The organism is Streptomyces sp. NPDC057307 (assembly GCF_042667665.1).
Lineage (GTDB): Bacteria > Actinomycetota > Actinomycetes > Streptomycetales > Streptomycetaceae > Streptomyces.
Map to the genome: position 1 here is coordinate 16,168 of NZ_JBHUZM010000072.1, position 22,144 is coordinate 38,311.

20 protein-coding genes are annotated in these 22,144 nt (G+C 71.9%); 19 read left to right on the forward strand and 1 reads right to left on the reverse strand.

From position 1 onward, the window contains the following. The first annotated feature begins 79 nt into the window (after window positions 1–79). From ACFUN8_RS23040 to ACFUN8_RS23105, 14 genes are all read left to right on the forward strand, one after another. Complete coding sequence (locus tag ACFUN8_RS23040; RefSeq protein WP_382570515.1) at window positions 80–1,738, forward strand: CTP synthase; 1,659 nt, start codon at window positions 80–82, stop codon at window positions 1,736–1,738. Between the two features lie 103 nt (window positions 1,739–1,841). After that, the gene (locus tag ACFUN8_RS23045; protein ID WP_383640673.1) at window positions 1,842–2,468 is read left to right on the forward strand and encodes an NUDIX domain-containing protein; all 627 of its coding nucleotides are present in this window, start codon (window positions 1,842–1,844) and stop codon (window positions 2,466–2,468) included. Window positions 2,469–3,534: 1,066 nt separating this feature from the next. Then, the gene (locus ACFUN8_RS23050) at window positions 3,535–5,529 is read left to right on the forward strand and encodes a tetratricopeptide repeat protein (protein WP_383640714.1); all 1,995 of its coding nucleotides are present in this window, start codon (window positions 3,535–3,537) and stop codon (window positions 5,527–5,529) included. Window positions 5,530–5,671: 142 nt separating this feature from the next. Beyond that, window positions 5,672–6,787: an alanine dehydrogenase gene (ald, locus tag ACFUN8_RS23055; protein ID WP_383640717.1), complete on the forward strand. Its 1,116-nt coding sequence runs from the start codon at window positions 5,672–5,674 to the stop codon at window positions 6,785–6,787. 369 nt (window positions 6,788–7,156) lie between these two features. After that, complete coding sequence (locus tag ACFUN8_RS23060) at window positions 7,157–8,281, forward strand: ParA family protein (protein WP_189111708.1); 1,125 nt, start codon at window positions 7,157–7,159, stop codon at window positions 8,279–8,281. Beyond that, window positions 8,278–8,877, forward strand: coding sequence for a hypothetical protein (locus tag ACFUN8_RS23065; protein ID WP_383640720.1), 600 nt, complete (start codon window positions 8,278–8,280; stop codon window positions 8,875–8,877). Before ACFUN8_RS23060 ends, ACFUN8_RS23065 begins: the two co-directional genes overlap by 4 nt. A 57-nt stretch (window positions 8,878–8,934) precedes the next feature. Next, window positions 8,935–10,104 (forward strand): segregation and condensation protein A, encoded by a 1,170-nt coding sequence (locus ACFUN8_RS23070; protein WP_383640676.1) that lies wholly within the window; start codon window positions 8,935–8,937, stop codon window positions 10,102–10,104. Further along, window positions 10,101–10,736, forward strand: coding sequence for an SMC-Scp complex subunit ScpB (gene scpB, locus ACFUN8_RS23075; protein ID WP_382570504.1), 636 nt, complete (start codon window positions 10,101–10,103; stop codon window positions 10,734–10,736). The genes ACFUN8_RS23070 and scpB overlap by 4 nt, the downstream gene beginning before the upstream one ends. Further along, window positions 10,736–11,947: a pseudouridine synthase gene (locus tag ACFUN8_RS23080; RefSeq protein ID WP_383640680.1), complete on the forward strand. Its 1,212-nt coding sequence runs from the start codon at window positions 10,736–10,738 to the stop codon at window positions 11,945–11,947. The genes scpB and ACFUN8_RS23080 overlap by 1 nt, the downstream gene beginning before the upstream one ends. Window positions 11,948–12,126: 179 nt before the next feature. After that, window positions 12,127–12,780 carry a nicotinamide riboside transporter PnuC gene (pnuC, locus tag ACFUN8_RS23085; protein ID WP_383640683.1) on the forward strand — a complete coding sequence of 218 codons (654 nt, stop codon included), beginning with the start codon at window positions 12,127–12,129 and terminating at the stop codon, window positions 12,778–12,780. Then, a complete protein-coding gene (locus tag ACFUN8_RS23090) occupies window positions 12,777–13,859 on the forward strand; it encodes an AAA family ATPase (protein WP_383640686.1) in 1,083 nt (360 codons plus the stop codon). Before pnuC ends, ACFUN8_RS23090 begins: the two co-directional genes overlap by 4 nt. Beyond that, entirely contained in the window at window positions 13,856–14,632 is a 777-nt protein-coding gene (locus tag ACFUN8_RS23095; protein WP_383640689.1) for an NUDIX domain-containing protein, read from the forward strand. The genes ACFUN8_RS23090 and ACFUN8_RS23095 overlap by 4 nt, the downstream gene beginning before the upstream one ends. Window positions 14,633–14,745: 113 nt before the next feature. Beyond that, window positions 14,746–15,723, forward strand: coding sequence for an ADP-ribosylglycohydrolase family protein (locus ACFUN8_RS23100; RefSeq protein WP_383640723.1), 978 nt, complete (start codon window positions 14,746–14,748; stop codon window positions 15,721–15,723). A gap of 162 nt (window positions 15,724–15,885) precedes the next feature. Further along, entirely contained in the window at window positions 15,886–16,623 is a 738-nt protein-coding gene (locus ACFUN8_RS23105) for a DNA polymerase beta superfamily protein (protein ID WP_383640726.1), read from the forward strand. Here the strand turns inward: ACFUN8_RS23105 and ACFUN8_RS23110 are convergent. Further along, window positions 16,555–17,367: a DNA polymerase beta superfamily protein gene (locus ACFUN8_RS23110; RefSeq protein ID WP_383640692.1), complete on the reverse strand. Its 813-nt coding sequence runs from the start codon at window positions 17,365–17,367 to the stop codon at window positions 16,555–16,557. The genes ACFUN8_RS23105 and ACFUN8_RS23110 overlap by 69 nt on opposite strands. A 136-nt stretch (window positions 17,368–17,503) precedes the next feature. Between ACFUN8_RS23110 and aroH the strand changes: the two genes are divergently transcribed. From aroH to der, 5 genes are all read left to right on the forward strand, one after another. Beyond that, window positions 17,504–17,866, forward strand: coding sequence for a chorismate mutase (gene aroH, locus ACFUN8_RS23115; protein ID WP_382570484.1), 363 nt, complete (start codon window positions 17,504–17,506; stop codon window positions 17,864–17,866). Beyond that, complete coding sequence (locus ACFUN8_RS23120) at window positions 17,863–18,948, forward strand: prephenate dehydrogenase (RefSeq protein ID WP_383640695.1); 1,086 nt, start codon at window positions 17,863–17,865, stop codon at window positions 18,946–18,948. The genes aroH and ACFUN8_RS23120 overlap by 4 nt, the downstream gene beginning before the upstream one ends. A 228-nt stretch (window positions 18,949–19,176) precedes the next feature. Beyond that, window positions 19,177–19,902, forward strand: a complete 726-nt coding sequence (cmk, locus tag ACFUN8_RS23125; RefSeq protein WP_383640698.1) for a (d)CMP kinase — start codon at window positions 19,177–19,179, stop codon at window positions 19,900–19,902. Further along, window positions 19,860–20,588 carry a lysophospholipid acyltransferase family protein gene (locus ACFUN8_RS23130; RefSeq protein WP_383640701.1) on the forward strand — a complete coding sequence of 243 codons (729 nt, stop codon included), beginning with the start codon at window positions 19,860–19,862 and terminating at the stop codon, window positions 20,586–20,588. The genes cmk and ACFUN8_RS23130 overlap by 43 nt, the downstream gene beginning before the upstream one ends. A 51-nt stretch (window positions 20,589–20,639) precedes the next feature. Next, complete coding sequence (der, locus tag ACFUN8_RS23135; protein WP_383640704.1) at window positions 20,640–22,100, forward strand: ribosome biogenesis GTPase Der; 1,461 nt, start codon at window positions 20,640–20,642, stop codon at window positions 22,098–22,100. Window positions 22,101–22,144 lie beyond the last annotated feature (44 nt).

Below are 22,144 nucleotides of genomic sequence, written 5' to 3' on the forward strand. Positions count from 1 at the left end.
CCGGTCCGCACCGGTGATCCACCGGACAGGGGCGCCGGTACGCACCTCAGACCGCGACCACGGGAGCCCCCTCTTGGCCATGCCGAACCGATCCTCGACCTCCTCGACGACCAAGCACATCTTCGTCACCGGGGGCGTCGCTTCCTCCCTCGGCAAGGGCCTGACCGCCTCCAGCCTGGGGGCCCTCCTCAAGGCGCGGGGCCTGCGGGTCACCATGCAGAAGCTCGACCCGTATCTGAACGTCGATCCGGGAACGATGAACCCGTTCCAGCACGGTGAGGTGTTCGTCACCAACGACGGCGCCGAGACCGATCTGGACATCGGGCACTACGAGCGCTTCCTGGACGTCGACCTCGACGGCTCGGCCAACGTCACCACCGGCCAGGTCTACTCCACGGTCATCGCCAAGGAGCGGCGCGGCGAGTACCTCGGCGACACCGTCCAGGTCATTCCGCACATCACCAACGAGATCAAGCACCGCATCCGGCGCATGGCGACCGACGACGTCGACGTCGTCATCACGGAGGTCGGCGGCACGGTCGGCGACATCGAGTCGCAGCCGTTCCTGGAGACCGTCCGCCAGGTCCGCCACGAGGTCGGCCGCGACAACGTCTTCGTCGTGCACATCTCGCTGCTCCCGTACATCGGCCCCTCCGGCGAGCTGAAGACCAAGCCGACCCAGCACTCGGTCGCCGCGCTGCGCAGCATCGGTATTCAGCCGGACGCGATCGTGCTGCGCGCGGACCGTGAGGTGCCGCTCTCGATCAAGCGCAAGATCTCGCTGATGTGCGACGTGGACGAGGCGGCCGTGGTCGCGGCGATCGACGCGAAGTCCATCTACGACATCCCGAAGGTGCTGCACACCGAGGGCCTCGACGCGTACGTCGTACGGAAGCTGGACCTGCCGTTCCGCGACGTCGACTGGACCGTCTGGGACGACCTGCTGGACCGGGTGCACAACCCCGACCACGAGGTCACCGTCGCGCTCGTCGGCAAGTACATCGACCTGCCCGACGCGTATCTGTCGGTGACGGAGGCGCTGCGGGCCGGCGGCTTCGCCAACAAGGCGCGGGTCAAGGTCAAGTGGGTCACCTCGGACGACTGCAAGACGCCCGCGGGCGCTGCGCGGCAGCTCGGGGACGTCGACGGCATCCTGATCCCCGGCGGATTCGGCGAGCGCGGGGTGACCGGCAAGGTCGGGGCGATCCAGTACGCACGCGAACAGAAGATCCCATTGCTGGGCATCTGCCTGGGCCTGCAGTGCATCATCATCGAGGCCGCGCGCAACCTCCTGGAGAACCCGGACGCCAACTCCACGGAGTTCGACGCCGCGACGGCGCATCCGGTGATCTCCACGATGGAGGAGCAGCTCGCCTACGTGGAGGGCGCCGGCGACCTGGGCGGCACGATGCGGCTCGGCCTGTACCCGGCGAAGCTCGCGGACGGCTCGATCGTGCGGGGCGTCTACGACGACCAGCCGTACGTGGAGGAGCGCCACCGGCACCGCTACGAGGTCAACAACACGTACCGCGCGGAGCTGGAGAAGAAGGCGGGCCTCGTCTTCTCGGGCACGTCGCCCGACAACAAGCTCGTCGAGTACGTGGAGTACCCGCGCACGGTGCACCCGTACCTGGTCGCCACTCAGGCGCACCCGGAGCTGCGGTCGCGTCCGACGAGGCCCCACCCGCTGTTCGCGGGCCTGGTCAAGGCCGCGGTGGAGCGTCAGCAGGGCGCGTAGGGCATCGGCCCGAGGCGATAACGTGGACCGAGGTACGGCTTCCCGGCACCGGGATCCGTACCTCGGTCTTTCACTGTCCGGGCGTGTGCGGAGGTAGGTTTCGATGACGATCAAGGACACCCCCGAGGAGTGGCGGATCACGGCCACGGCGACGCCGTTCCGGGGCAACAAGACCAGCGTCCGTACGGACGACGTGGTCATGCCCGACGGCTCGGTCGCGCGCCGCGACTACCAGGTCCACCCCGGTTCGGTCGCGATCCTCGCCCTGGACGAGTCGGACCGTGTGCTGGTCCTGCGTCAGTACCGGCACCCCGTCCGCCAGAAGCTGTGGGAGATCCCGGCCGGCCTGCTCGACATCCCCGGCGAGAACCCGCTGCACGCGGCGCAGCGGGAGCTGTACGAGGAGGCGCACGTCAAGGCGGAGGACTGGCGGGTGCTGGCGGACGTCTACACCACGCCGGGCGGCTGCGACGAGTCCGTACGGATCTTCCTGGCGCGAGACCTGTCGGAGGCGGAGGGTAAGCGCTTCGACGTCTCCGAGGAGGAGGCGGACATGGAGCAGGCGCGGGTGCCGCTCCCGGAACTGGTACGGGGCGTACTGGCGGGCGAGTTGCACAACAACGCGCTCGTGGTGGGCGCGATGTCGCTGACGGCGGCGCTGGCGGGGGACGGTCTGGACGCGCTGCGCCCGGCGGACGCGGAGTGGCCGGCGCGGCCGTTCGAGGCGTGAGGGTGGGGATCCGGGGCCGGGGCCGGGGCCTGTGCCGGAGCCGGTGAGCGCCGAGTCTGCGCGGTCCTTCAGTAGGACGAACTGCTGATCCGATTGGGGGATTTGTCGCCGCGCCCGCGCGGTTCGTCGCACAGCGTGAACTACGCTCGAATCGCCTGTGCGGACACCCGCCGGGCTCGACTCGTGCGCACCCCGCCGAACGGGCGAGGGAAGGAGCGTGGCCGTGACGGACCAGGCGGTGGACTTGGACGGCGGCCCTGCGAGGTCGCGCGGCGGCGACACGACTCCGGTGGATACGGGGCCGCCTGACGCTCCGCGACCCGCCCGCCGCCGGAGCGCGGGGACCCGACAGGTCTCCGACCCTCCGTCAACTCCGGACGCCGGTACCGGCGCCAAGAAGCCCCGCCCCCGCCGCGCTCCGACGACTGCCCGTGCGCGGGCGGTCTCCGACCAGGGCCCTGAGGAGAAAGCCGACCACGCGCCGCAGCCCGGAGACCCGACCACGGCGCCGGCCCCCGCCACGCGGGCACCGAAAGCCTCCGGCCCACGACCGACCGACGGGGTGAGTCCCCGGCGCAAGAAGTCAGCCCCACGCGCCCCCGAGACGCGGGCCGACGACGTGCCGCCGGCGCCTTCGACCCCACCCGCCCCGGAGGACGACGCCGTGCCGACGACCCCGGCCCGCGCCTCGGCGCCGACGGAGACCGCCGACGGTCCAAGCGGCGCCGCGGACGCACACGCGGCGTCCACCCGCCGCGCGCCCGCGCCGGAAGCGGGCCCCGCAGCTCCTGCGGCCGTGCCCGTGCCGTACGGCGACGACCGTGCTTCGGCGGGTGGTGACCCGGTCGCGGCGACGGCGGAGGCCGCCGACGGTCCACACGGCGGCGCCGAAGCACACGCTGCCCGCGCGGCGGGCGCCGTCTCGGCGCCCACCCGCCGCGTGCCCGCGTCGGAAGTCGGCCCGCACGCCCGCCCGGTCTCCGACCGCCGCCCGGCTGCCGGTGGGGCCGCGTCCCCGACTGACCGGCGGAGCGGCGCGGCGCCCCCCGCCCGTGGCGCGACCGGTATCGCGCCGCCCAGCCCCGCCCGCTGGTTCTTCGGGCGGCAGCGGGAGTTGAAGGCCCTGCACACCGACATCGAGCGCGCCGGGCTCAACACCATCGCCGGGCGAAAGGCCGCGCACACCCGGGTGCTGCTCATCGCCGGGCAGCCGGGATCCGGGCGGACCGCGCTCGCGCGGGAGTTGGCGCGGCAGGTGGGGCGGCGGTATCCCGACGGGGTGCTGCACATCCGGCTCACCGAGCCGGGTGGTGAGCCCGTCCCCGTCGAGCGCACCGCACGCGACCTGCTCGGTGAGTTCGGCATCGACGTGCCGCCCGGCGCCGGGGACGACGAGATGTCCGAGATGGTGCGGGAGGCGCTGGCCGTACGCCGTGTCCTGCTGCTCCTCGACGACGCCCACGACGCCGAGCAGGTCGACCTCCTGCTCCCCGAGAACCCGGACTGCCTCGTCGTCACCGTCGCGCGCGGCCCGCTCACCGGTATCCCGGACATCCGGCCGTGCACCATCGGCGGTCTGGACGCCAAGTCCGCGATCGAACTCCTCGGTACCTTCACCGGATCCGTACGGATCACCGTCGACCCGCAGGCCGCCGAGTCCCTGGCGGAGGAGTGCGCCGGGCAGCCCGCCGCGCTCGCCGTCGTCGGCGGCTGGCTCGCCACCCATCCCAGGGTCTCCGTCGCCGACGTCGCCAAGCGGCTGCGCTCCGTCCCCGAGGACTTCGAACAGCCACAGGGCGCCCGCCCGTTGGCGCGCGCCTTCCGGTTCGTGTACGAGGGACTGCCGCCCTCCACCGCCGGGATGCTGCGGCTGCTCTCACTCGCCCCCGCCGGACTCGCCGACGCCCACATCGCGTCCGCGCTGGCCGGCTGCTCCGTCTCCGCCGCCAGGGCCGCGCTGGACGACCTCGCCGCGCTGAACCTGCTGCGGCCGGTGGGGGAGCAGTACGAGATCCCCGGCGCCCTCGCCCCCCTGACGCGCGCGCTGATGGCGGCGAAGGACCGGCCCGCCGAGGTGCAGCTCGCCAGGGCCCGGATGCTGGAGCGGACCGTACGGCTCCTCCAGTCGTGCCGCGCCGTCACCGAGCCCGACGGCTCCCCGGCCCGTAAGAAGCTCGCCGCGCTGCCCCGCGCCGTGCGCTTCGAGACCGCGCGGGCCGCCGCCGACTGGCTGCGGTCCCGCCGGCCCGCCCTGCTGGCGTCCGCCCGGCTCGCCGTGGCCGACGGCGAGCTGGACACCCTCGCCCGCAGGCTGGTCTCCGCCCTCGTACGGGCGCTCGCCGCACACCAGGGCACCGAAGCGGCCGCGCCCGACCTGTACGGGCTCCACCAGCTCGTCCTCGGTGTCGCCGAGCGCCAGGGACTGCACCGCGAGGAGGCCGCCGCGCTGCTCAACATCGGCGATCTGGACGCCAGGTCGGGCCGTACGTACGACGCGCTGGCCCGCTACCGGTCCGCCCTGGACGCCGGAAGGGCCGCGAACGACCACTACGCCACCGGCCGCGCGATGGAATCCGTAGGCGGCGCCTACCAGGAACTCCAGGACTGGCACCGCGCCGCCGACTGGTACGGCCGCGCCCTCGCGCAGCGGCTCAGCCGAGGCGAGCGGGCCGACGAGGCGCGGCTGTACGGACGGCTCGGCACCGTCCACACCTACGCGGGCCGCTACGGCGAGGCACTGCGCCACTGGCGCGCCGCCGCGGCGGGCCACCGCAGGCTCCAGGACCTCTCCGGTCAGGCCCGCGCGCTCAGCGAGGCCGCGAGGGTCCAGGAGTACGCGGGCCGCCCCGAGGACTCGCTGCACACCTGCCAGGAGGCCGTGGAGTACGCGCGGCTGGCCGGCGACACCCGTCTCCAGGCCGCCCTGGAGCTCCGGCTCGCGGACACGCTGGACCGCCTCGGCGACCCGACGGCGGCCCGGCTGCACCGCAACGCCTCCGATCGTCTGCTTGGAACCGACCCCTCCACCTACGAAATCCGTAGCCCCTCGGCTGAAGGTTGATGCTTTGCAAGGCTAGACAGCGGGAAGTCCTTCATTAGACTGGCTCTGTCGTAACCGGCAACGGTGCCTTCCGATGCGCCCTGGGCGTGTGGGTTTGGGGGGCATTGCCCGAGTAACCCCTGAGCCAAGGACCGTGATCACCGTGCTCGTCGGCATCCCCCGCGAGGTCAAGAACAACGAGTTCCGGGTGGCCATCACCCCCGCCGGAGTGCACGAGCTCGTGCGCCACGGTCACCAGGTCGTCATCGAGCGGGACGCCGGCGCCGGCTCCTCCATCACGGACGCCGAGTTCATCGCCGCCGGCGCCCGGATCCTGGCCACCGCCGACGAGGTCTGGGCCACCGCCGACCTCGTACTGAAGGTCAAGGAGCCCATCGCCGAGGAGTACCACCGCCTCCGCAAGGACCAGACCCTCTTCACCTACCTGCATCTCGCCGCCTCCCGCGAGTGCACCGACGCGCTGCTGAAGTCCCGCACCACCGCCATCGCGTACGAGACCGTCGAGACCGCGAACCGCCGCCTCCCGCTGCTCGCCCCGATGTCCGAGGTGGCGGGCCGGCTGGCCCCGCAGGTCGGCGCGTACCACCTGATGCGCTCGGTCGGCGGGCGCGGCGTACTGCCGGGCGGCGTGCCCGGTACGGCTCCGGGCCGCGCCGTCGTCATCGGCGGCGGTGTCTCCGGCTGGAGCGCCACGCAGATCGCCGTCGGCATGGGCTTCCATGTGACGCTGCTCGACCGGGACATCGACAAGCTGCGCGAGGCCGACAAGATCTTCGGCACGAAGGTCCAGACCATCGTCTCCAACACGTACGAACTGGAGCGCGCGGTCGTCGAGGCCGACCTCGTCATCGGCGCCGTTCTCATCCCCGGTGCGAAGGCTCCGAAGTTGGTCACCAACGCGCTCGTGGCCAAGATGAAGCCCGGAAGTGTACTTGTCGACATTGCAATCGATCAGGGTGGTTGCTTCGAGGATTCACACCCCACCACGCACGCCGAGCCGACCTTCCAGATCCACGACTCGGTCTTCTACTGCGTCGCCAACATGCCGGGCGCCGTGCCGAACACCTCGACCTATGCGCTGACCAACGCCACGCTCCCCTACATCGTGGCCCTCGCCGACCTCGGCTGGACCGAGGCGCTGCGCCGTGACCCGGCGCTCGCCAAGGGCCTCAACACCCATGACGGGCAGGTCACTTACGGTTCCGTGGCCGAGGCCCACGGCCTTCCGTACACCGAACTGGCCACCGTTCTGGGCTGACCCGTCAACGGCGTCCGTCAACCTCGCGCCCCCGGCCGGATCTTGCTCGGCAAGGTCCGGCCGGCTGTGTGTCCCGCCACTTCCGGGCCCGCGCTCAACTCGCCTCGAACGTAACCCTTTAACCCTTTCGCACCCGTGTGAAACGCCTCGACGGAGGTCTGCGCGCCCTTGACACAAGGGTGTTCGGTTGCCGACACATCGGGCCGGGTCCGGCGGATTGTGTTGCTGCGGAGTGGTGACACGCCATAGAGTCGCCAACCGTCGGCATGGTGCCACGCTGACCTATCGATAAGTTTCCTGGTCACGTCCAAGGAGGTAAGACGACTTGTGAATGAGTCGACATTTACTCCCGGGGGTGGTCAACCAGGAATGCCTGCGATGGGCCACCAGAGCCCGTCGTCCGGGCTAGAGGCCGTCGGCTCCGTCGCTGTCCGCACCTTCACCACCCATCAGCACATGACGACAGCCCACCAGACGATGGACGGCCAACACGTGAACGCCATGGCCGGCAACGAGAGTGGCCGAGAGTCCACCCACTTCGCCGACTTCGACGAGGTGCCCGAGGGGCACTTCTACGACCCCGACGCCGAGTACGAGCCCGACCCCGAGTACGCGGCCACCCTCGCCCCCGACGCCGCACGCCAGCGCCGCGAGCGAATCGGCCCGACCGGGCGTCCCCTGCCGTACTTCCCGATCCCAGGCCCGGTCACCGACCACGGCCCCGCGAAGATCATCGCGATGTGCAACCAGAAGGGCGGCGTCGGCAAGACCACGTCGACCATCAACCTGGGCGCCGCGCTCGCGGAGTACGGACGGCGGGTGCTGCTCGTCGACTTCGACCCGCAGGGCGCCCTGTCCGTCGGTCTCGGGGTCAACCCGATGGAGCTCGACCTCACGGTCTACAACCTGCTCATGGAGCGGGGCATGTCGGCCGACGAGGTCCTCCTGAAGACCGCCGTGCCCAACATGGACCTGCTCCCGAGCAACATCGACCTCTCGGCCGCCGAGGTGCAGCTGGTGAGCGAGGTGGCCCGGGAGTCCACGCTCCAGCGGGCGCTCAAGCCGCTGATGCAGGACTACGACTACATCGTGATCGACTGCCAGCCGTCGCTCGGTCTGCTGACCGTGAACGCGCTGACCGCCGCGCACAAGGTGATCGTCCCGCTGGAGTGCGAGTTCTTCGCGCTGCGCGGTGTCGCCCTGCTCACCGAGACGATCGAGAAGGTCCAGGAGCGGCTCAACCCGGAGCTGGAGCTCGACGGCATCCTCGCCACGATGTACGACTCCCGCACGGTGCACAGCCGCGAGGTGCTGGCGCGGGTCGTCGAGGCGTTCGACGATCACGTCTACCACACGGTGATCGGCCGGACCGTGCGCTTCCCGGAGACCACGGTCGCCGGTGAGCCCATCACCACGTACGCCTCCAACTCCGTCGGCGCCGCCGCCTACCGCCAGCTCGCCAGGGAGGTGCTCGCCCGGTGTCACGCCGAGTGAGTCTGCCCGGGGCCGACGAGCTGTTCCGTACGACCGGGGGCATGGCGCTCCAGGCTTCCTCGCCGGGGGACCGGCGGCGTACCGCGAACGGTGAGCCGCGGGTCCCGGCACCGGCCCAGGAGAGCGACCAGGGCGCCGAACAGTCGGGGACCGCGAAGGCGGCGGCACCGGCATCGGCCCAGGAGCACTCGGCGACCGACGCGGACTCGTCGGCGACCTCCCGCAGCCGCACTCCTGAGCAGGAACAGCGCCGGCCACAGGGATCGCAGGACGGTGGCGGCAACGGAGGTGGTAACGGCGGCGGCAACGGCGCCGGTGCGCCCACCGTCGGCCAGCAGGGCGGACAGCGCCGCCGAGGGGGCCGCGGGGCCAACCGCCGCCCCAGCGGGCGCGAACGGCACGACGAGAAGATCACGGTCTACGTCTCCGCCGAGGAGCTGATGGACCTGGAGCACGCGCGTCTGGTGCTGCGGGGCGAGCACGGGCTCGCCGTGGACCGGGGGCGGATCGTCCGCGAGGCGGTCGCCGTGGTCCTCGCCGACCTGGAGTCGCGCGGCGACGCGAGCATTCTCGTACGGCGCCTGCGCGGGCGCTGAAGGTAGCCTCGGCGGGCGCCCAGCCTCTGTCCCGCCCCTCCCGCCTCCAGGACCGCCATGCCGCCGACCGACGACTCCACCGCCCGCTCGTCCCGCCGTGCGCTGGGGCGCGGGCCGGGGGCGGCCGGTGCGGCGGTCGAGCCGGTGGCCGTGGAACCGGTGGTGGCGCCGCCGGTCGAGCCGGTGGTGCCGGTCGTGGCGGAGCCTGTCGTACCCGAGCCGGCGAAGCCGGAGCCGGAGCCCGTACGCGAGCCGGAGCCCGAGCCGGAGCCCGTACCTGAACCGGAGCCCGTGCCCGAGCCCGCCCCCGTGCGCGACGTGGACCCCGCTCCCGAATCCGGATCCGAGCCCGAGCCCGACGACGGGCGGTTCACCGTTCGGCTCGCGAACTTCGAGGGGCCGTTCGATCTGCTTCTCCAGCTGATCTCGAAGCACAAGATGGACGTCACCGAGGTCGCGCTCTCCAAGGTCACCGACGAGTTCATGGTGCACATCCGCGCCATGGGCCCGGACTGGGACCTCGACCAGACCACCGAGTTCCTGGTCGTCGCCGCGACGCTCCTCGACCTCAAGGCCGCGCGCCTGCTGCCGTCCGCCGAGGTGGAGGACGAGGGCGACCTGGCGCTGCTGGAGGCCAGGGACCTGCTCTTCGCGCGGCTGCTCCAGTACCGCGCGTACAAGCGGATCGCCGAGATCCTCAGCGACCGGCTGGACTCCGAGTCGCGGCGCTACCCCCGTACCGTCGGCCTGGAACCCCACCACGCCGCGCTGCTCCCCGAGGTCGTCATCAGCATCGGCCCCGAGGGCTTCGCGCGGCTCGCGGTCAAGGCGATGCAGCCCAAGCCCAAGCCGCAGGTGTACATCGACCACATCCACGCGCCGCTCGTCTCCGTCCAGGAGCAGGCGGGGATCGTCGTGGCGCTGCTGCGGGCGGCCGGCGAGGTGAGTTTCGCGACACTCGCCGAGGACGCCCCGGACACACTCACGGTCGTGGCGCGCTTCCTCGCGCTGCTGGAGCTCTACCGGGAGAAGGCCGTCGCCCTGGACCAGGACGAGGCCCTGGGGCCGCTCATGGTGCGCTGGACGGGCGGGGACGACGACGAGGCGCCGCGGGTGACGGACGAGTTCGACCGCCCGCCCGACCCCGTGGACGCCAAGGACCCGAAGGAATCGCAAGAAACGACGGAATCGACGGATTCGACGGACGCGAGCGAGGAGAAGGCGTGAGTGAGCAACGGACGGTCGCCGACCTCGATCTGGGGCCCGCCCTGGAGGCGGTCCTCATGGTCGTCGACGAGCCCGCGACCGAGGAACACCTGGCCAAGGTCCTGGACCGGCCGCGCCGGGCCGTCGCCGACGCGCTGCGCGCGCTGGCCGACGAGTACACCGTCCAGCGGCGCGGATTCGAGCTGCGCCTCGTCGCGGGCGGCTGGCGTTTCTACTCGCGGCCCGAGTACGCGGAGGCCGTCGAGGGCTTCGTGCTCGACGGCCAGCAGGCCCGGCTCACCCAGGCCGCGCTGGAGACCCTGGCGGTCGTCGCGTACCGCCAGCCGGTCAGCCGGTCGCGGGTCTCGGCCGTACGCGGAGTGAACTGTGACGGGGTCATGCGGACCCTCCTCCAGCGCGGTCTGGTCGAGGAGGCGGGAGCGGAACCCGAAACAGGTGCGATCCTGTACAGGACGACGAACTATTTCCTGGAGCGGATGGGCCTGCGCGGTCTGGACGAGCTTCCGGAACTCGCGCCCTTCCTTCCGGAGGCGGACGCGATCGAGGCCGACAGCCTGGAAGGCGTTCCGTCGTTCGATCCGGACGCACCGTACGCCCCGGACACTCACGCAGACGACAAGACGGACATTTGATGCGAAGCAACGGCAGGAACAGCGGAAGCGGCAGCGGCAACCGGAGCGGCGGTGGCGGCGGCCGGGGAGCCGCGGGCGGCAAGCCCCAGTCGCGGGCCGGCGGGGGTCGCGGCGGCAGCGGGGGAAGCGCCGGGAGCCGGGGGAGCGGCGGCGGCGCCGGCGCGCGGGACGACAAGCAGCCGAAGCGTGAGAGCAAGCCCCGTCCCGAGGAGCGCCGTTACGACGTCGGCCGCTCCGGCGGTCCCGGCGCCGGTCAGGGTGGCGGCCAGGGCGGCTCCGGCGGTCCGGCCGGCGGCGGCAGCCGTGGCGCCTCCGCGCGCGGCGGCGCCAAGGGCGGCCCCAAGGCCCCGAGCATCGCCGCCAAGCGCCGGATGGCGGGCAAGCCCGCCCGCCCGCGCGAGCTGGACGCCAAGATCGAGCAGCGCAACCGCGACCGGTACGCGGACAAGCCGGAGATCAGGACCCCCAGGACCAACCCGGGCGCCGAGCAGGAGGGCGAGCGGCTGCAGAAGATCCTCGCGCGGGCCGGCATGGGTTCGCGCCGGGCGTGCGAGGAGCTGATCGAGCAGTCCCGTGTCGAGGTCAACGGCGAGATCGTCGTCGAGCAGGGCATGCGCGTCGACCCGCACCGGGACGAGATCAAGGTCGACGGTCTGACCGTCGCCACCCAGTCGCATCTCTTCTTCGCGCTGAACAAGCCCGCCGGTGTCGTCTCCACGATGGGCGACCCCGACGGCAGGCAGAACCTCGGCGACTACGTCACCAACCGCGAGACCCGGCTGTTCCACGTGGGCCGGCTGGACACCGAGACCGAGGGCATCATCCTGCTCACCAACCACGGTGAGCTGGCCCACCGCCTCACGCACCCCAGGTACGGCGTGAAGAAGACGTATCTCGCCGCCATCCAGGGCCCGTTGCCGCGCGATCTGGGCAAGCGGCTCAAGGACGGCATCCAGTTGGAGGACGGCTACGCCCGCGCCGACCACTTCCGCGTCGTGGAGAACACCGGGAAGAACTACCTGGTCGAGGTGACCCTTCACGAGGGCCGCAAGCACATCGTGCGCCGCATGCTCTCCGAGGCGGGCTTCCCCGTCGAGCGCCTGGTCCGGACGTCGTTCGGCCCGATCCCGCTGGGCGACCAGAAGTCCGGCTGGCTGCGCCGCCTCACCAACACGGAGGTCGGCATGCTGATGAAGGAAGTCGGCCTGTAGACAGACCTGTTCGGCCTGTTCGGCCTGTTCGGCCGGTTCGACCCGGTCGAGCTGTTCGGGCCCTCCGGCCCGGACCGCACCGAGTGAAGAAAGCCCGTGGCCTCAAGGCCGCGGGCTTTTCTGCTTGTGGCACGGGCCCGTCCACCTTTATAGTCAACATGACCATTAAGGAGGCGGGCGTGAGTCTCGCGGATTTCCTCGACCCCTTGCAGCAGCCGCTGGTGACCGTCCTCGACACCCCGGTGAGCTGGACCGAGGTGCTCGGCTTCGGCAGCGGCGCGCTCTGCGTCTGGCTCGTCGCCCGCCAGCACCTCGCCAACTGGCCGATCGGCATCGCCAACAACCTCTTCTTCATCCTGCTGTTCACCCAGGCCGGCCTGTACGCCGACGCCGGGCTGCAGGTCGTCTTCATCGCCCTCGCCGTGTACGGCTGGTGGACCTGGACCCACGGGGGTGGACCAGGGACCTCGTACCTCCCGGTGCGGCGCACCACGCGCACCGAGTGGGGCTGGCTGCTCGCGGCGGGGGCGGTGGGAACTCTCGGGCTGACGCTGCTCCTCGACCACCAGACCTCATCGACGGTGCCGTTCTGGGACGCCGTCACCACCGCGCTGTCGCTGATGGCGACGTACGGACAGTGCCGGAAGCGTCTGGAGTCGTGGTGGCTGTGGATCGCGGCCGACGTCGTCTACATCCCGCTCTACGCCCACAAGGACCTCTACCTGACGTCGATCCTCTACGTCGGCTTCATGACCCTGTGCGTCATCGGACTGCGCAACTGGTCGCGCGACCTGGACCGGCGCCCGGCCGATTCGCCGGCGGTCACGGCATGAGCGCGACGTACGAACACGGCCTGGTCCTCGGCAAGTTCTACCCTCCGCACACGGGCCACCACCATCTCGTGCGGACCGCCCAGGACCGCTGCGAGCGCCTCACGGTCCTCGTCTGCGCCGCCTCCGTGGAATCCGTGCCGCTCGAGGACCGCGTCGCCTGGATGCGCGACGTCCACCCGGACGTCCGGGTCGTCGGCGCCGTCGACGACACCCGGATGGATCTGCGCGACCCCGCCATCTGGGACGCGCACATGGCGGTCTTCCGCGCCGCCGTCCCCGAGCCCGTGGACGCCGTCTTCACCTCGGAGTCGTACGGTGACGAACTCGCCCGCCGCTTCGGCGCCGAGTCCGTCACCGTGGACCCGGACCGCACGCTCCACCCCGTGTCGGGGACGGCCGTCCGCGAGGACCCCGTCGGCCGCTGGGACTTCCTCGCCCCGCCCGTCAGGGCCGCGCTCACCCGTCGCGTCGTGGTGCTCGGCGCCGAGTCCACCGGCACCACGACCCTCGCGCTGGCACTCGCCGAGCACTACCGGGCGCGCGGCGGAGTGTGGGCCCGTACGCGCTACGTCCCCGAGTACGGGCGGGAGTTCAGCGAGCACAAACTCGCCGCCCTGCGCGGGAGATGGCCCGGTGCGCAGTGGGAGGACGTCGAATTCACCACCGAGGACTTCCCGTTGATCGCCGAGCGGCAGAACGCGTCCGAGGAGGAGGCCGCCCGCGCCGGCTCGCCCGTCCTCTTCTGCGACACCGACTCCTTCGCCACCACCGTCTGGCACGAGCGGTACGTCGGCGGCCGCAACCCGCTCGTCGAGGAGGTCGCCGACCGGGTGCCGCACCAGCTGTGGCTGCTCACCGGCCACGAGGGCGTCGCCTTCGAGGACGACGGGCTGCGTGACGGTGAGGAGCTGCGGCCCTGGATGACCGACCGATTCAGGGCCGAACTGACCCGCACGGGGCGGACGTTCGTCGCGCTCGAAGGGCCGCGCGAGAAGAGACTCGCCGACGCGGTCGCCGCCGTGGACGCCCTGCTGGACCAGGGCTGGTACTTCGCCGCACCCCTGCCGGAGAACAGATGACACCTCAGAAGCCGCCCCAGCAGCCGCCCCGGCGGCCCCGCGCGCCCGAGAACTACGACCCCGCCGACTTCATGCCGTTCGCCGTCACCGTCGACCTCGCCGTCTTCACGGTCCGCGAGAACAGCCTGCACGTCCTGCTCGTCGAACGCGGCGAGGAGCCGTACCTGGGCCACTGGGCACTGCCCGGCGGCTTCGTACGGCCCCGGGAGTCCGCCGGGCAGGCGGCGCGCCGTGAACTCGCCGAGGAGACCGGCCTGTCGCCCGACACCGTCGCAGGACTGCGCCCCGAGCAGCTGCGCACGTACAGCGACCCGGACCGCGACCCCCGGATGCGCGTCGTCTCCGTCGCGTACACCGCGCTCGTGCCCGACCTCCCCGAGCCACGGGGCGGCGGCGACGCCACGCGGGCCCGCTGGACCCGCTACGACGAAGGCGAACTCGGACAGCTCGCCTTCGACCACGGGCTGATCCTGGCCGACGGCCGCCGCCGGATCGGCGCCAAGCTCGAATACACCTGTCTCGCCACGGCGTTCTGCCCGCCCCGATTCACCCTCGGCGAGCTTCAGCAGGTGTACGAGACGGTCTGGGGCGTCGAGCTGGACCGGCCCAACTTCCGCCGCAAGGTGCTCACTTCACCCGGTTTTGTCGAACCGGTGGAAGGCCCGCCCCGCCGTACCGGCGGGCGGGGCAAACCGGCCGCCCTCTACCGCGCGGGCACCGCCACCGCGCTCCACCCGCCGCTGCTTCGACCGGAAGGACGGACCACGTCATGACCTCCTCGGACACTTCTCCGGACACCTCCTCGGGCACCTCTTCGGGCACTTCCTCGGGCACTTCCTCGGGCACTTCTCCGGGCACCGCTCCCAAGAGAGCCGCCACCGGCGCCATGACCGGGCTCGCGCTCGGCGACGCCCTCGGCTTTCCCACCGAGTTCAACGACGTGCCGTCGATCCTCGCCAAGTTCGGTCCCTGGCGGGAGCTGCCGCTGCTGAAGCCCGCGATCGTCAGCGACGACACCCAGATGACACTCGCGCTCGGCCGGGGCCTGCGCACCGCCATGGGCCGGGGCCCGCTCGGACCGCTGCGCCTCACCCGGCCGGTGCGCGAGGAGTTCGTCGACTGGTTCCACGACCCGCAGAACAACCGGGCCCCCGGCAACACCTGCATGACGGCCTGTCAGCTCCTCGACAGCGACCGCCCCTGGCAGCAGGCCAGCCGGATCGACTCCAAGGGCTGCGGCGCCAACATGCGGGTCGCGCCCGTCGGACTCGCCCCCGGGCTGAGCCCCGAACAGCGCTCGGGCGCCGCGCAGTTGCAGTCCGCCCTCACCCACGGCCACCCGACCGCCCTGGCCGCCTCCGACCTCACCGCCCACGCGGTGTACCTGCTGGCACGGGGGACCGAACCGCTGGGCCTGGTCGGGCTGTTGCGCAGTTACGCGTACGAGAACCGGTCCCGCTACCACCACAGCTGGCTCGGCGATCTGTGGACCCACAGCCAGGACCCGACGCCCGAACATTTCATCGAGCGGGGCTGGGACGAGTGCCTGGCCGTGCTCGAACGGCTCCAACGGGCCCTGCGCACACCGTCACCCGAGACCGACCCGTGCCTGGCGACCGGCGACGGCTGGATCGCCGAGGAGGCTTTCGCCACCGGGCTGCTCTGCTTCCTGCTCTTCCCCGAGGAACCGGTCACGGCGCTGCGCCGGGCCGCCTGCACCAAGGGCGACTCGGACTCGATCGCCTGTCTGACGGGGGCGTTCGCGGGGGCGCACCTCGGGGCGGCCGCCTGGCCGAAGGAGTGGGCGGACCGGATCGAGTACCGCGAGGAGCTGCTGGAACTCGGGGCACTCTGGGACGCTTGATCCATGCCTATGGATGACGAACACACGGCGGACGACGGCGCCCCGGACCAGTCCCCGGACCACTCCATCGACGAGCACTCGGCCGGGCGTCCCGACGAGCACTCGGCCGAGCGCGCCCGGCGCCTGGAGCGGACCGCGCGCCTGGAGCGCGCCGGGCTGCCCATGACCGACCTCGGCCCGGTCCTCGCCGCGGAGTCGGATCCGCTGCTGTTCGCCACCGTCTCCGGCGCCCACCTCTACGGATTCCCCTCCACCGACTCGGACGTCGACCTGCGCGGCGCCCACCTGCTGCCGGTGGCCGAACTCATCGGACTGCACGAGCCGGACGAGACCCGGTCGCGGATGTGGGACCAGGACGGCGTGGAGATGGACCTGGTCAGCCATGACCTGCGCAAGTTCGTCCGCATGATGATGCGGCGCAACGGCTACGTACTGGAACAGCTGCACTCACCGCTGATAGTGCACTCGACGGACGCGCACCGGGAACTGCTCTCGCTCGCCCCCGGCGTCCTCACCGGCCACCACGCCCACCACTACCGGGGATTCGCCGCCACCCAGTGGCGCCTCTTCGAGAAGACCGGCGAACTCAAGCCGCTGCTCTACACGTTCAGGGCGCTGCTCACCGGCGTCCATCTGATGCGCAGCGGCGAGGTGCAGGCCCATCTGCCCACGCTGCTCGCCGAGGTGAGCGCGCCGGACTATCTGCCCGAACTGATCGAGGCCAAGGCGGAGGCCGAACACGGCGCGGCGACGGGCCTCGCCCCGACCCGGCTGCAGAGCGACGTCGACGCGCTCCACGAGGTCCTGGCCGAGGCCAGGGCCGAGACCCGGCTACCCGACTCCCCGGCCGGGTACGAGGCGCTCCACGACCTCGTCGTCCGCACCCGCCTGGAGAGCTGACGTCTGGAGAGCTGGCGCCTGAAGAGCTGGCCTCTCGGGAGCCGGCGGCCGGGGAGCCGGAGCCCGCAGCGCCGACGCCCGCCGCGCGCGGATCACGAAGTCCTCGACGCGCGCACGGTCGGGCTCGGCGGGCAGCGCGGTACCGGCGAGGGCCGCGTCCGCCTCCTCGCCGAGACGGTTCATCCGCCGCTCCACCTCGGCCCACGGGACCTCGCCGCGCTTGACCTCCAGCAGCGGTTCGCGCTGCTCACCGGCGTCGATCACCAGCCGCCCCGTACGCAGCAGATCCCGGCAGCAGCCCAGCAGCCGCAGCAGATGCATGGCGTGCTTCCAGCGGGGCGCGCCGTGCTGCCGGATGTCCGCCTCCAGCTTCCTGCGCTGGCCGATCGCGTAGCGGACGAAGGTCTCGTGGGCCTGCCGGGAGAGGAACGCGTCGCGCAGGGCGAGGAGTTCACGGCCCGTGTCGTCCACGGACTCGACCAGCGGCGAGTGCAGACATTCGAGCACGCCCGGATTGCTGCGCAGCGCCAGCAGACAGAACCGCTCCAGCTCCCAGGAGAACTGCTCGTCGGCCGGCCCGTCCACATGGGTCGGGGGCTTCTCGAAGCCCCAGTAGAGCGGCGTGGGCGCCAGGAACACACCCCGGCGGTCGGTGTCACTGCCCTCGGTCGCCAGACCGAAGGCGCGGGAGCCCATGACGCACGCGTAGACGGTGTGGTCACGTACGAGGTCCACAGGTCTCATACGCACGCAGATTACGGGAGCGCCGTATCCACCACCCGCCCGCCGTCTCGCGCAACGGTCGCCCCGTCCGTACCGCCGCCCATCTGTCTAACCTGGACGGAGCACACGATCACTGAAGCGGGACGAGGAGCACGACGTGCCGGTACGAGCTGTCCGAGGGGCCGTCCAGCTGGAGCGGGACGAGCCGGGACACATGGACGAGCAGGTCGCCCTGCTGCTCTCCGCCATCCTGGAGCGCAACAGCCTCGGCGCGGACGACCTGATCAGCATCTGGTTCACGGCCACCCCCGACCTGCACAGCGACTTCCCGGCCGCCGCCGCGCGCGGGATCGGCATCGTGGACGTACCGCTGATCTGCGCGCAGGAGCTGGACATCAAGGGCGCCATGCCGCGCGTGGTCCGTATCCTCGCCCACATCGAGTCCGACCTCCCCCGCTCCGAGATCGCGCACGTCTACCTCGGCGCCGCGGCAGCCCTCCGCAAGGACATCGCCCAGTGAGAACCGCCCTCGTCATCGGTACCGGCCTGATCGGCACCTCCGCCGCCCTGACCCTCGCGGGGCGCGGCGTCGCCGTCCACCTCGTGGACCACGACCCGGCGAGGGCCCGGACGGCGGCGGCGCTCGGCGCCGGCACCGAGGAGCCGCCGGCCGGCCCCGTCGACCTCGCGATCGTCGCCGTACCGCCCGCGCACACCGCCACCGCCCTCGCCGCCGCGATGCGCGCCGGCAGCGCGCGCGGCTACCTGGACGTCGCCAGCGTCAAGGGCGGCCCCCGGCGCGAGCTGGAGGCTCTGGGCCTCGACCTGACCGCGTACATCGGTACGCATCCGATGGCCGGCAAGGAGAGCTCGGGCCCGCTCGCCGCGACCGCCGACCTCTTCGAGGGCCGCCCCTGGGTGCTCACGCCCATGCCGGGCACCGACACCGAGGTGCTGAACCTCGCCCTCGAACTGGTCGCGCTCTGCCGCGCGGTGCCGGTGGTCATGGACGCCGACGCCCACGACCGGGCCGTCGCCCTCGTCTCCCACACCCCGCAGCTGATCTCCTCGATGGTCGCCGCACGCCTGGAGGACGCCGACGAGGCGGCCGTACGGCTCTGTGGCCAGGGCATCCGCGACGTCACCCGTATCGCCGCCTCCGACCCCCGTATGTGGGTCGAGATCCTCACCGCGAACCCGGGGCCGGTCGCCGACGTCCTCGCGGGCGTGGCCGCCGACCTGGACGAGACCGTGGAGGCGCTGCGGGCGCTCCAGTCCGCCGACGAGGCCAAGCGGCGCGGCGGCACCGAGGGCATCGAGGACGTCCTGCGGCGCGGCAACGCGGGCCGCGTGCGGGTACCGGGCAAGCACGGCGCGGCCCCCGCGTCGTACGAGACGGTCGCCGTCCTGATCAGCGACCGGCCGGGCGAGCTGGCCCGTATCTTCGCGGACGCCGGGAGCGCCGGGGTCAACATCGAGGACGTCCGGATCGAGCACGCGACCGGCCAGGAGGCGGGTCTGGTGCAGCTGATGGTGGAGCCCGCGTCGGCCCCCGTCCTGAGCGCGGCGCTGCGCGAGCGAGGCTGGTCCATCCGGCGGTGACGGCACGGTGACGGCGTGTGACGGCTTGGTGACCGCGGCGGCTCGCGCGGCGGTGCGCGGGCGGGCTTTCGCGGGGGTGTAAGGGACGGCCCCAGCACTCGGTAACCTTAGTGCGGGGGCGTGCCGACGTCTGGGCGTCTTGAACCGACCCCCTCGAACGTCCCGAGACCGTCGTGACTGTCCCGCGAACCGCTTCGCGTACGACTCCGCGCCCCGTGAACCAGGAAGGTGTCCGCCCCCGTGGAAACCGCTGCAACCGACGCCAGGACCGCCCCGGCCGCCGTGATCGTCGCCATCGACGGGCCCGCGGGCACCGGCAAGTCGAGCACGTCCCGGTCCGTGGCCACCCAGCTCGGACTGAGCTACCTGGACACGGGCGCGCAGTACCGGGCGATCACCTGGTGGATGATCAGCAACGGTGTCGACGTCCAGGACCCCTCGGCCGTCGCCATGGCGGCCGACAAGCCGGTCATCGTGTCCGGCACCGACGCCTCGAACCCGACGATCACCGTCGACGGCGTGGACGCCTCGGGCCCCATCCGCACCCAGGACGTCACGGCCAAGGTGAGCGCGGTCAGCGCCGTCCCCGAGGTACGGGCCGTCATCACCGAGCTGCAGCGCTCCATCGCCGCGGGAGCCGCGACCGGCATCGTCGTCGAAGGCCGCGACATCGGCACGACCGTGCTGCCCGACGCCGATCTGAAGGTCTTCCTCACCGCCTCGCCCGAGGCGCGCGCCGCGCGCCGCAGCGGCGAACTCAAGGGCAAGGAGTCCACGGACCTCGCCGCCACCAAGGAAGCCCTGATCAGGCGGGACGCGATCGACTCCGGCCGTAAGACGTCCCCGCTGGCCAAGGCGGCCGACGCCGTCGAGGTGGACACCACCGACCTCACGCTTCAGCAGGTCATCGAGTGCGTCGTCACCCTTGTCGAGGAGAAGCGGGCGGCCCGGTGACCGGACCTTCCCGGAAGGGCGCACCGACCCGCTCACCCTCCCCGAAGGGCGCGGCGGTCGGCCGCGGCATCGGCATCGGACTGATGTACGGCCTGTGGAAGCCACGGGTGCTCGGCGGCTGGCGGGTCCCCGCGGTCGGCCCGGTCATCCTGGCCGTCAACCACTCGCACAACATCGACGGGCCGATGCTCATGGGCACCGCGCCCAGGCCCGTGCACTTCCTGATCAAGAAAGAAGCCTTCATCGGTCCGCTCGACCCGTTCCTGCTGTCCATCGGACAGCTGAAGGTCGACCGGACCACCACCGACCGCGCGGCCGTCACCGACGCGCTCGGGGTGCTCCAGGGCGGCGGGGTCCTGGGGATCTTCCCCGAGGGCAGCAGGGGAGAGGGCGACTTCGCCTCCCTGCGGTCCGGGCTCGCGTACTTCGCCGTACGCACCGGGGCGCCGATCGTCCCGGTGGCGGTGCTCGGGAGCACGGAGCGGCGCGGGCGGCTGATAGGCGCGCTGCCACCGCTGCGCAGCCGTATCGACGTCGTCTTCGGGGACGCCTTCGACGCGGGTGACGGGAGCGGCCGGCGCACGCGGCAGGCGATGGACGACGCCACGCTGCGGATCCAGAAGCGGCTGACCGCCCATCTGGAGAACGCCAGACGCCTCACCGGGCGCCGGGCAGGACTTGAGTAGTGCACCGCGCAGCCGCGGCGCACCGATCACGATGAACGAGGTACGGACTTCATGAACGACCACATTGACTCCGGCGACGAGCACGGAGAGCTTGGCGACGCCGAGTACTCGGAGTTCATGGAGCTCGCCGCCAACGAGGGCTTCGACCCCGAGGAGATCGAGGGCGCGATCGGCGAGGCCGGTCACGGCCCGCTGCCCGTCCTCGCCGTCGTCGGCCGGCCCAACGTCGGCAAGTCGACCCTGGTGAACCGCATCATCGGCCGCCGCGAGGCGGTCGTCCAGGACAAGCCCGGCGTCACGCGCGACCGTGTCAGCTACGAGGCCGAGTGGGCCGGGCGCCGCTTCAAGCTCGTCGACACCGGTGGCTGGGAGCAGGACGTCCTCGGACTCGACGCGTCCGTCGCCGCCCAGGCCGAGTACGCGATCCAGACCGCGGACGCGGTGGTCTTCGTCGTGGACTCCACGGTCGGCGCCACCGACACCGACGAGGCCGTCGTCAAGCTGCTGCGCAAGGCGGGCAAGCCCGTCGTGCTCTGCGCCAACAAGGTCGACGGCCAGAGCGGCGAGGCCGACGCGACGGCGCTGTGGTCGCTGGGACTCGGCCAGCCGCACCCGGTGTCCTCGCTGCACGGCCGCGGTACGGGCGACATGCTCGACGCCGTCCTGGAGGCGCTGCCCGAGGCCCCCGAGCAGACGTTCGGCACCACCATCGGCGGCCCGCGCCGGATCGCGCTGATCGGCCGCCCGAACGTCGGCAAGTCCTCGCTGCTGAACAAGGTCGCGGGCGAGGAGCGCGTCGTCGTCAACGAGATCGCGGGCACCACGCGCGACCCGGTCGACGAACTGATCGAACTCGGCGGCACGGTCTGGAAGTTCGTCGACACGGCGGGCATCCGGCGCCGCGTCCACCTCCAGGAGGGCGCCGACTACTACGCCTCGCTCCGTACGGCCGCCGCCGTGGAGAAGGCCGAGGTCGCCGTCGTCCTGATCGACACCAGCGAGTCCATCAGCGTCCAGGACCAGCGCATCATCACGATGGCCGTCGAGGCGGGCCGCGCCCTCGTCGTCGCCTTCAACAAGTGGGACACCCTCGACGAGGAGCGCCGCTACTACCTGGAGCGCGAGATCGAGACCGAGCTGGCGCAGATCGCGTGGGCGCCCCGCGTCAACGTGTCGGCGCGCACCGGACGCCACATGGAGCGCCTCGTCCCGGCGATCGAGACGGCGCTCGCGGGCTGGGAGACGCGCGTGCCGACCGGCAGGCTCAACGCGTTCCTCGGCGAGCTGGTCGCCGGCCACCCGCACCCGATCCGCGGCGGCAAGCAGCCGCGCATCCTGTTCGGTACGCAGGCGGGCACCCGGCCGCCGCGCTTCGTGCTCTTCGCGTCCGGCTTCATCGAGGCGGGCTACCGGCGCTTCGTGGAGCGCAGGCTCCGCGAGGAGTTCGGCTTCGACGGCACACCGATCCACATCTCGGTGCGGGTGCGGGAGAAGCGCGGCCGCAAGAAGTGACGGTCTCCGACCTGTCCTGACGTGAAGAAGCCGGTGGGCCGGCG

Coding starts and splice junctions, on each gene's coding strand:
- ACFUN8_RS23040 (WP_382570515.1), top strand. CDS start 80: ATGCCGAACCGATCCTCGACCTCCTCGACGACCAAGCACATCTTCGTC.
- ACFUN8_RS23045 (WP_383640673.1), top strand. CDS start 1,842: ATGACGATCAAGGACACCCCCGAGGAGTGGCGGATCACGGCCACGGCG.
- ACFUN8_RS23060 (WP_189111708.1), top strand. CDS start 7,157: ATGCCTGCGATGGGCCACCAGAGCCCGTCGTCCGGGCTAGAGGCCGTC.
- ACFUN8_RS23070 (WP_383640676.1), top strand. CDS start 8,935: ATGCCGCCGACCGACGACTCCACCGCCCGCTCGTCCCGCCGTGCGCTG.
- ACFUN8_RS23080 (WP_383640680.1), top strand. CDS start 10,736: ATGCGAAGCAACGGCAGGAACAGCGGAAGCGGCAGCGGCAACCGGAGC.
- ACFUN8_RS23090 (WP_383640686.1), top strand. CDS start 12,777: ATGAGCGCGACGTACGAACACGGCCTGGTCCTCGGCAAGTTCTACCCT.
- ACFUN8_RS23095 (WP_383640689.1), top strand. CDS start 13,856: ATGACACCTCAGAAGCCGCCCCAGCAGCCGCCCCGGCGGCCCCGCGCG.
- ACFUN8_RS23100 (WP_383640723.1), top strand. CDS start 14,746: ATGACCGGGCTCGCGCTCGGCGACGCCCTCGGCTTTCCCACCGAGTTC.
- ACFUN8_RS23105 (WP_383640726.1), top strand. CDS start 15,886: ATGACCGACCTCGGCCCGGTCCTCGCCGCGGAGTCGGATCCGCTGCTG.
- ACFUN8_RS23110 (WP_383640692.1), bottom strand. CDS start 17,367: ATGAGACCTGTGGACCTCGTACGTGACCACACCGTCTACGCGTGCGTC.
- der (WP_383640704.1), top strand. CDS start 20,640: ATGAACGACCACATTGACTCCGGCGACGAGCACGGAGAGCTTGGCGAC.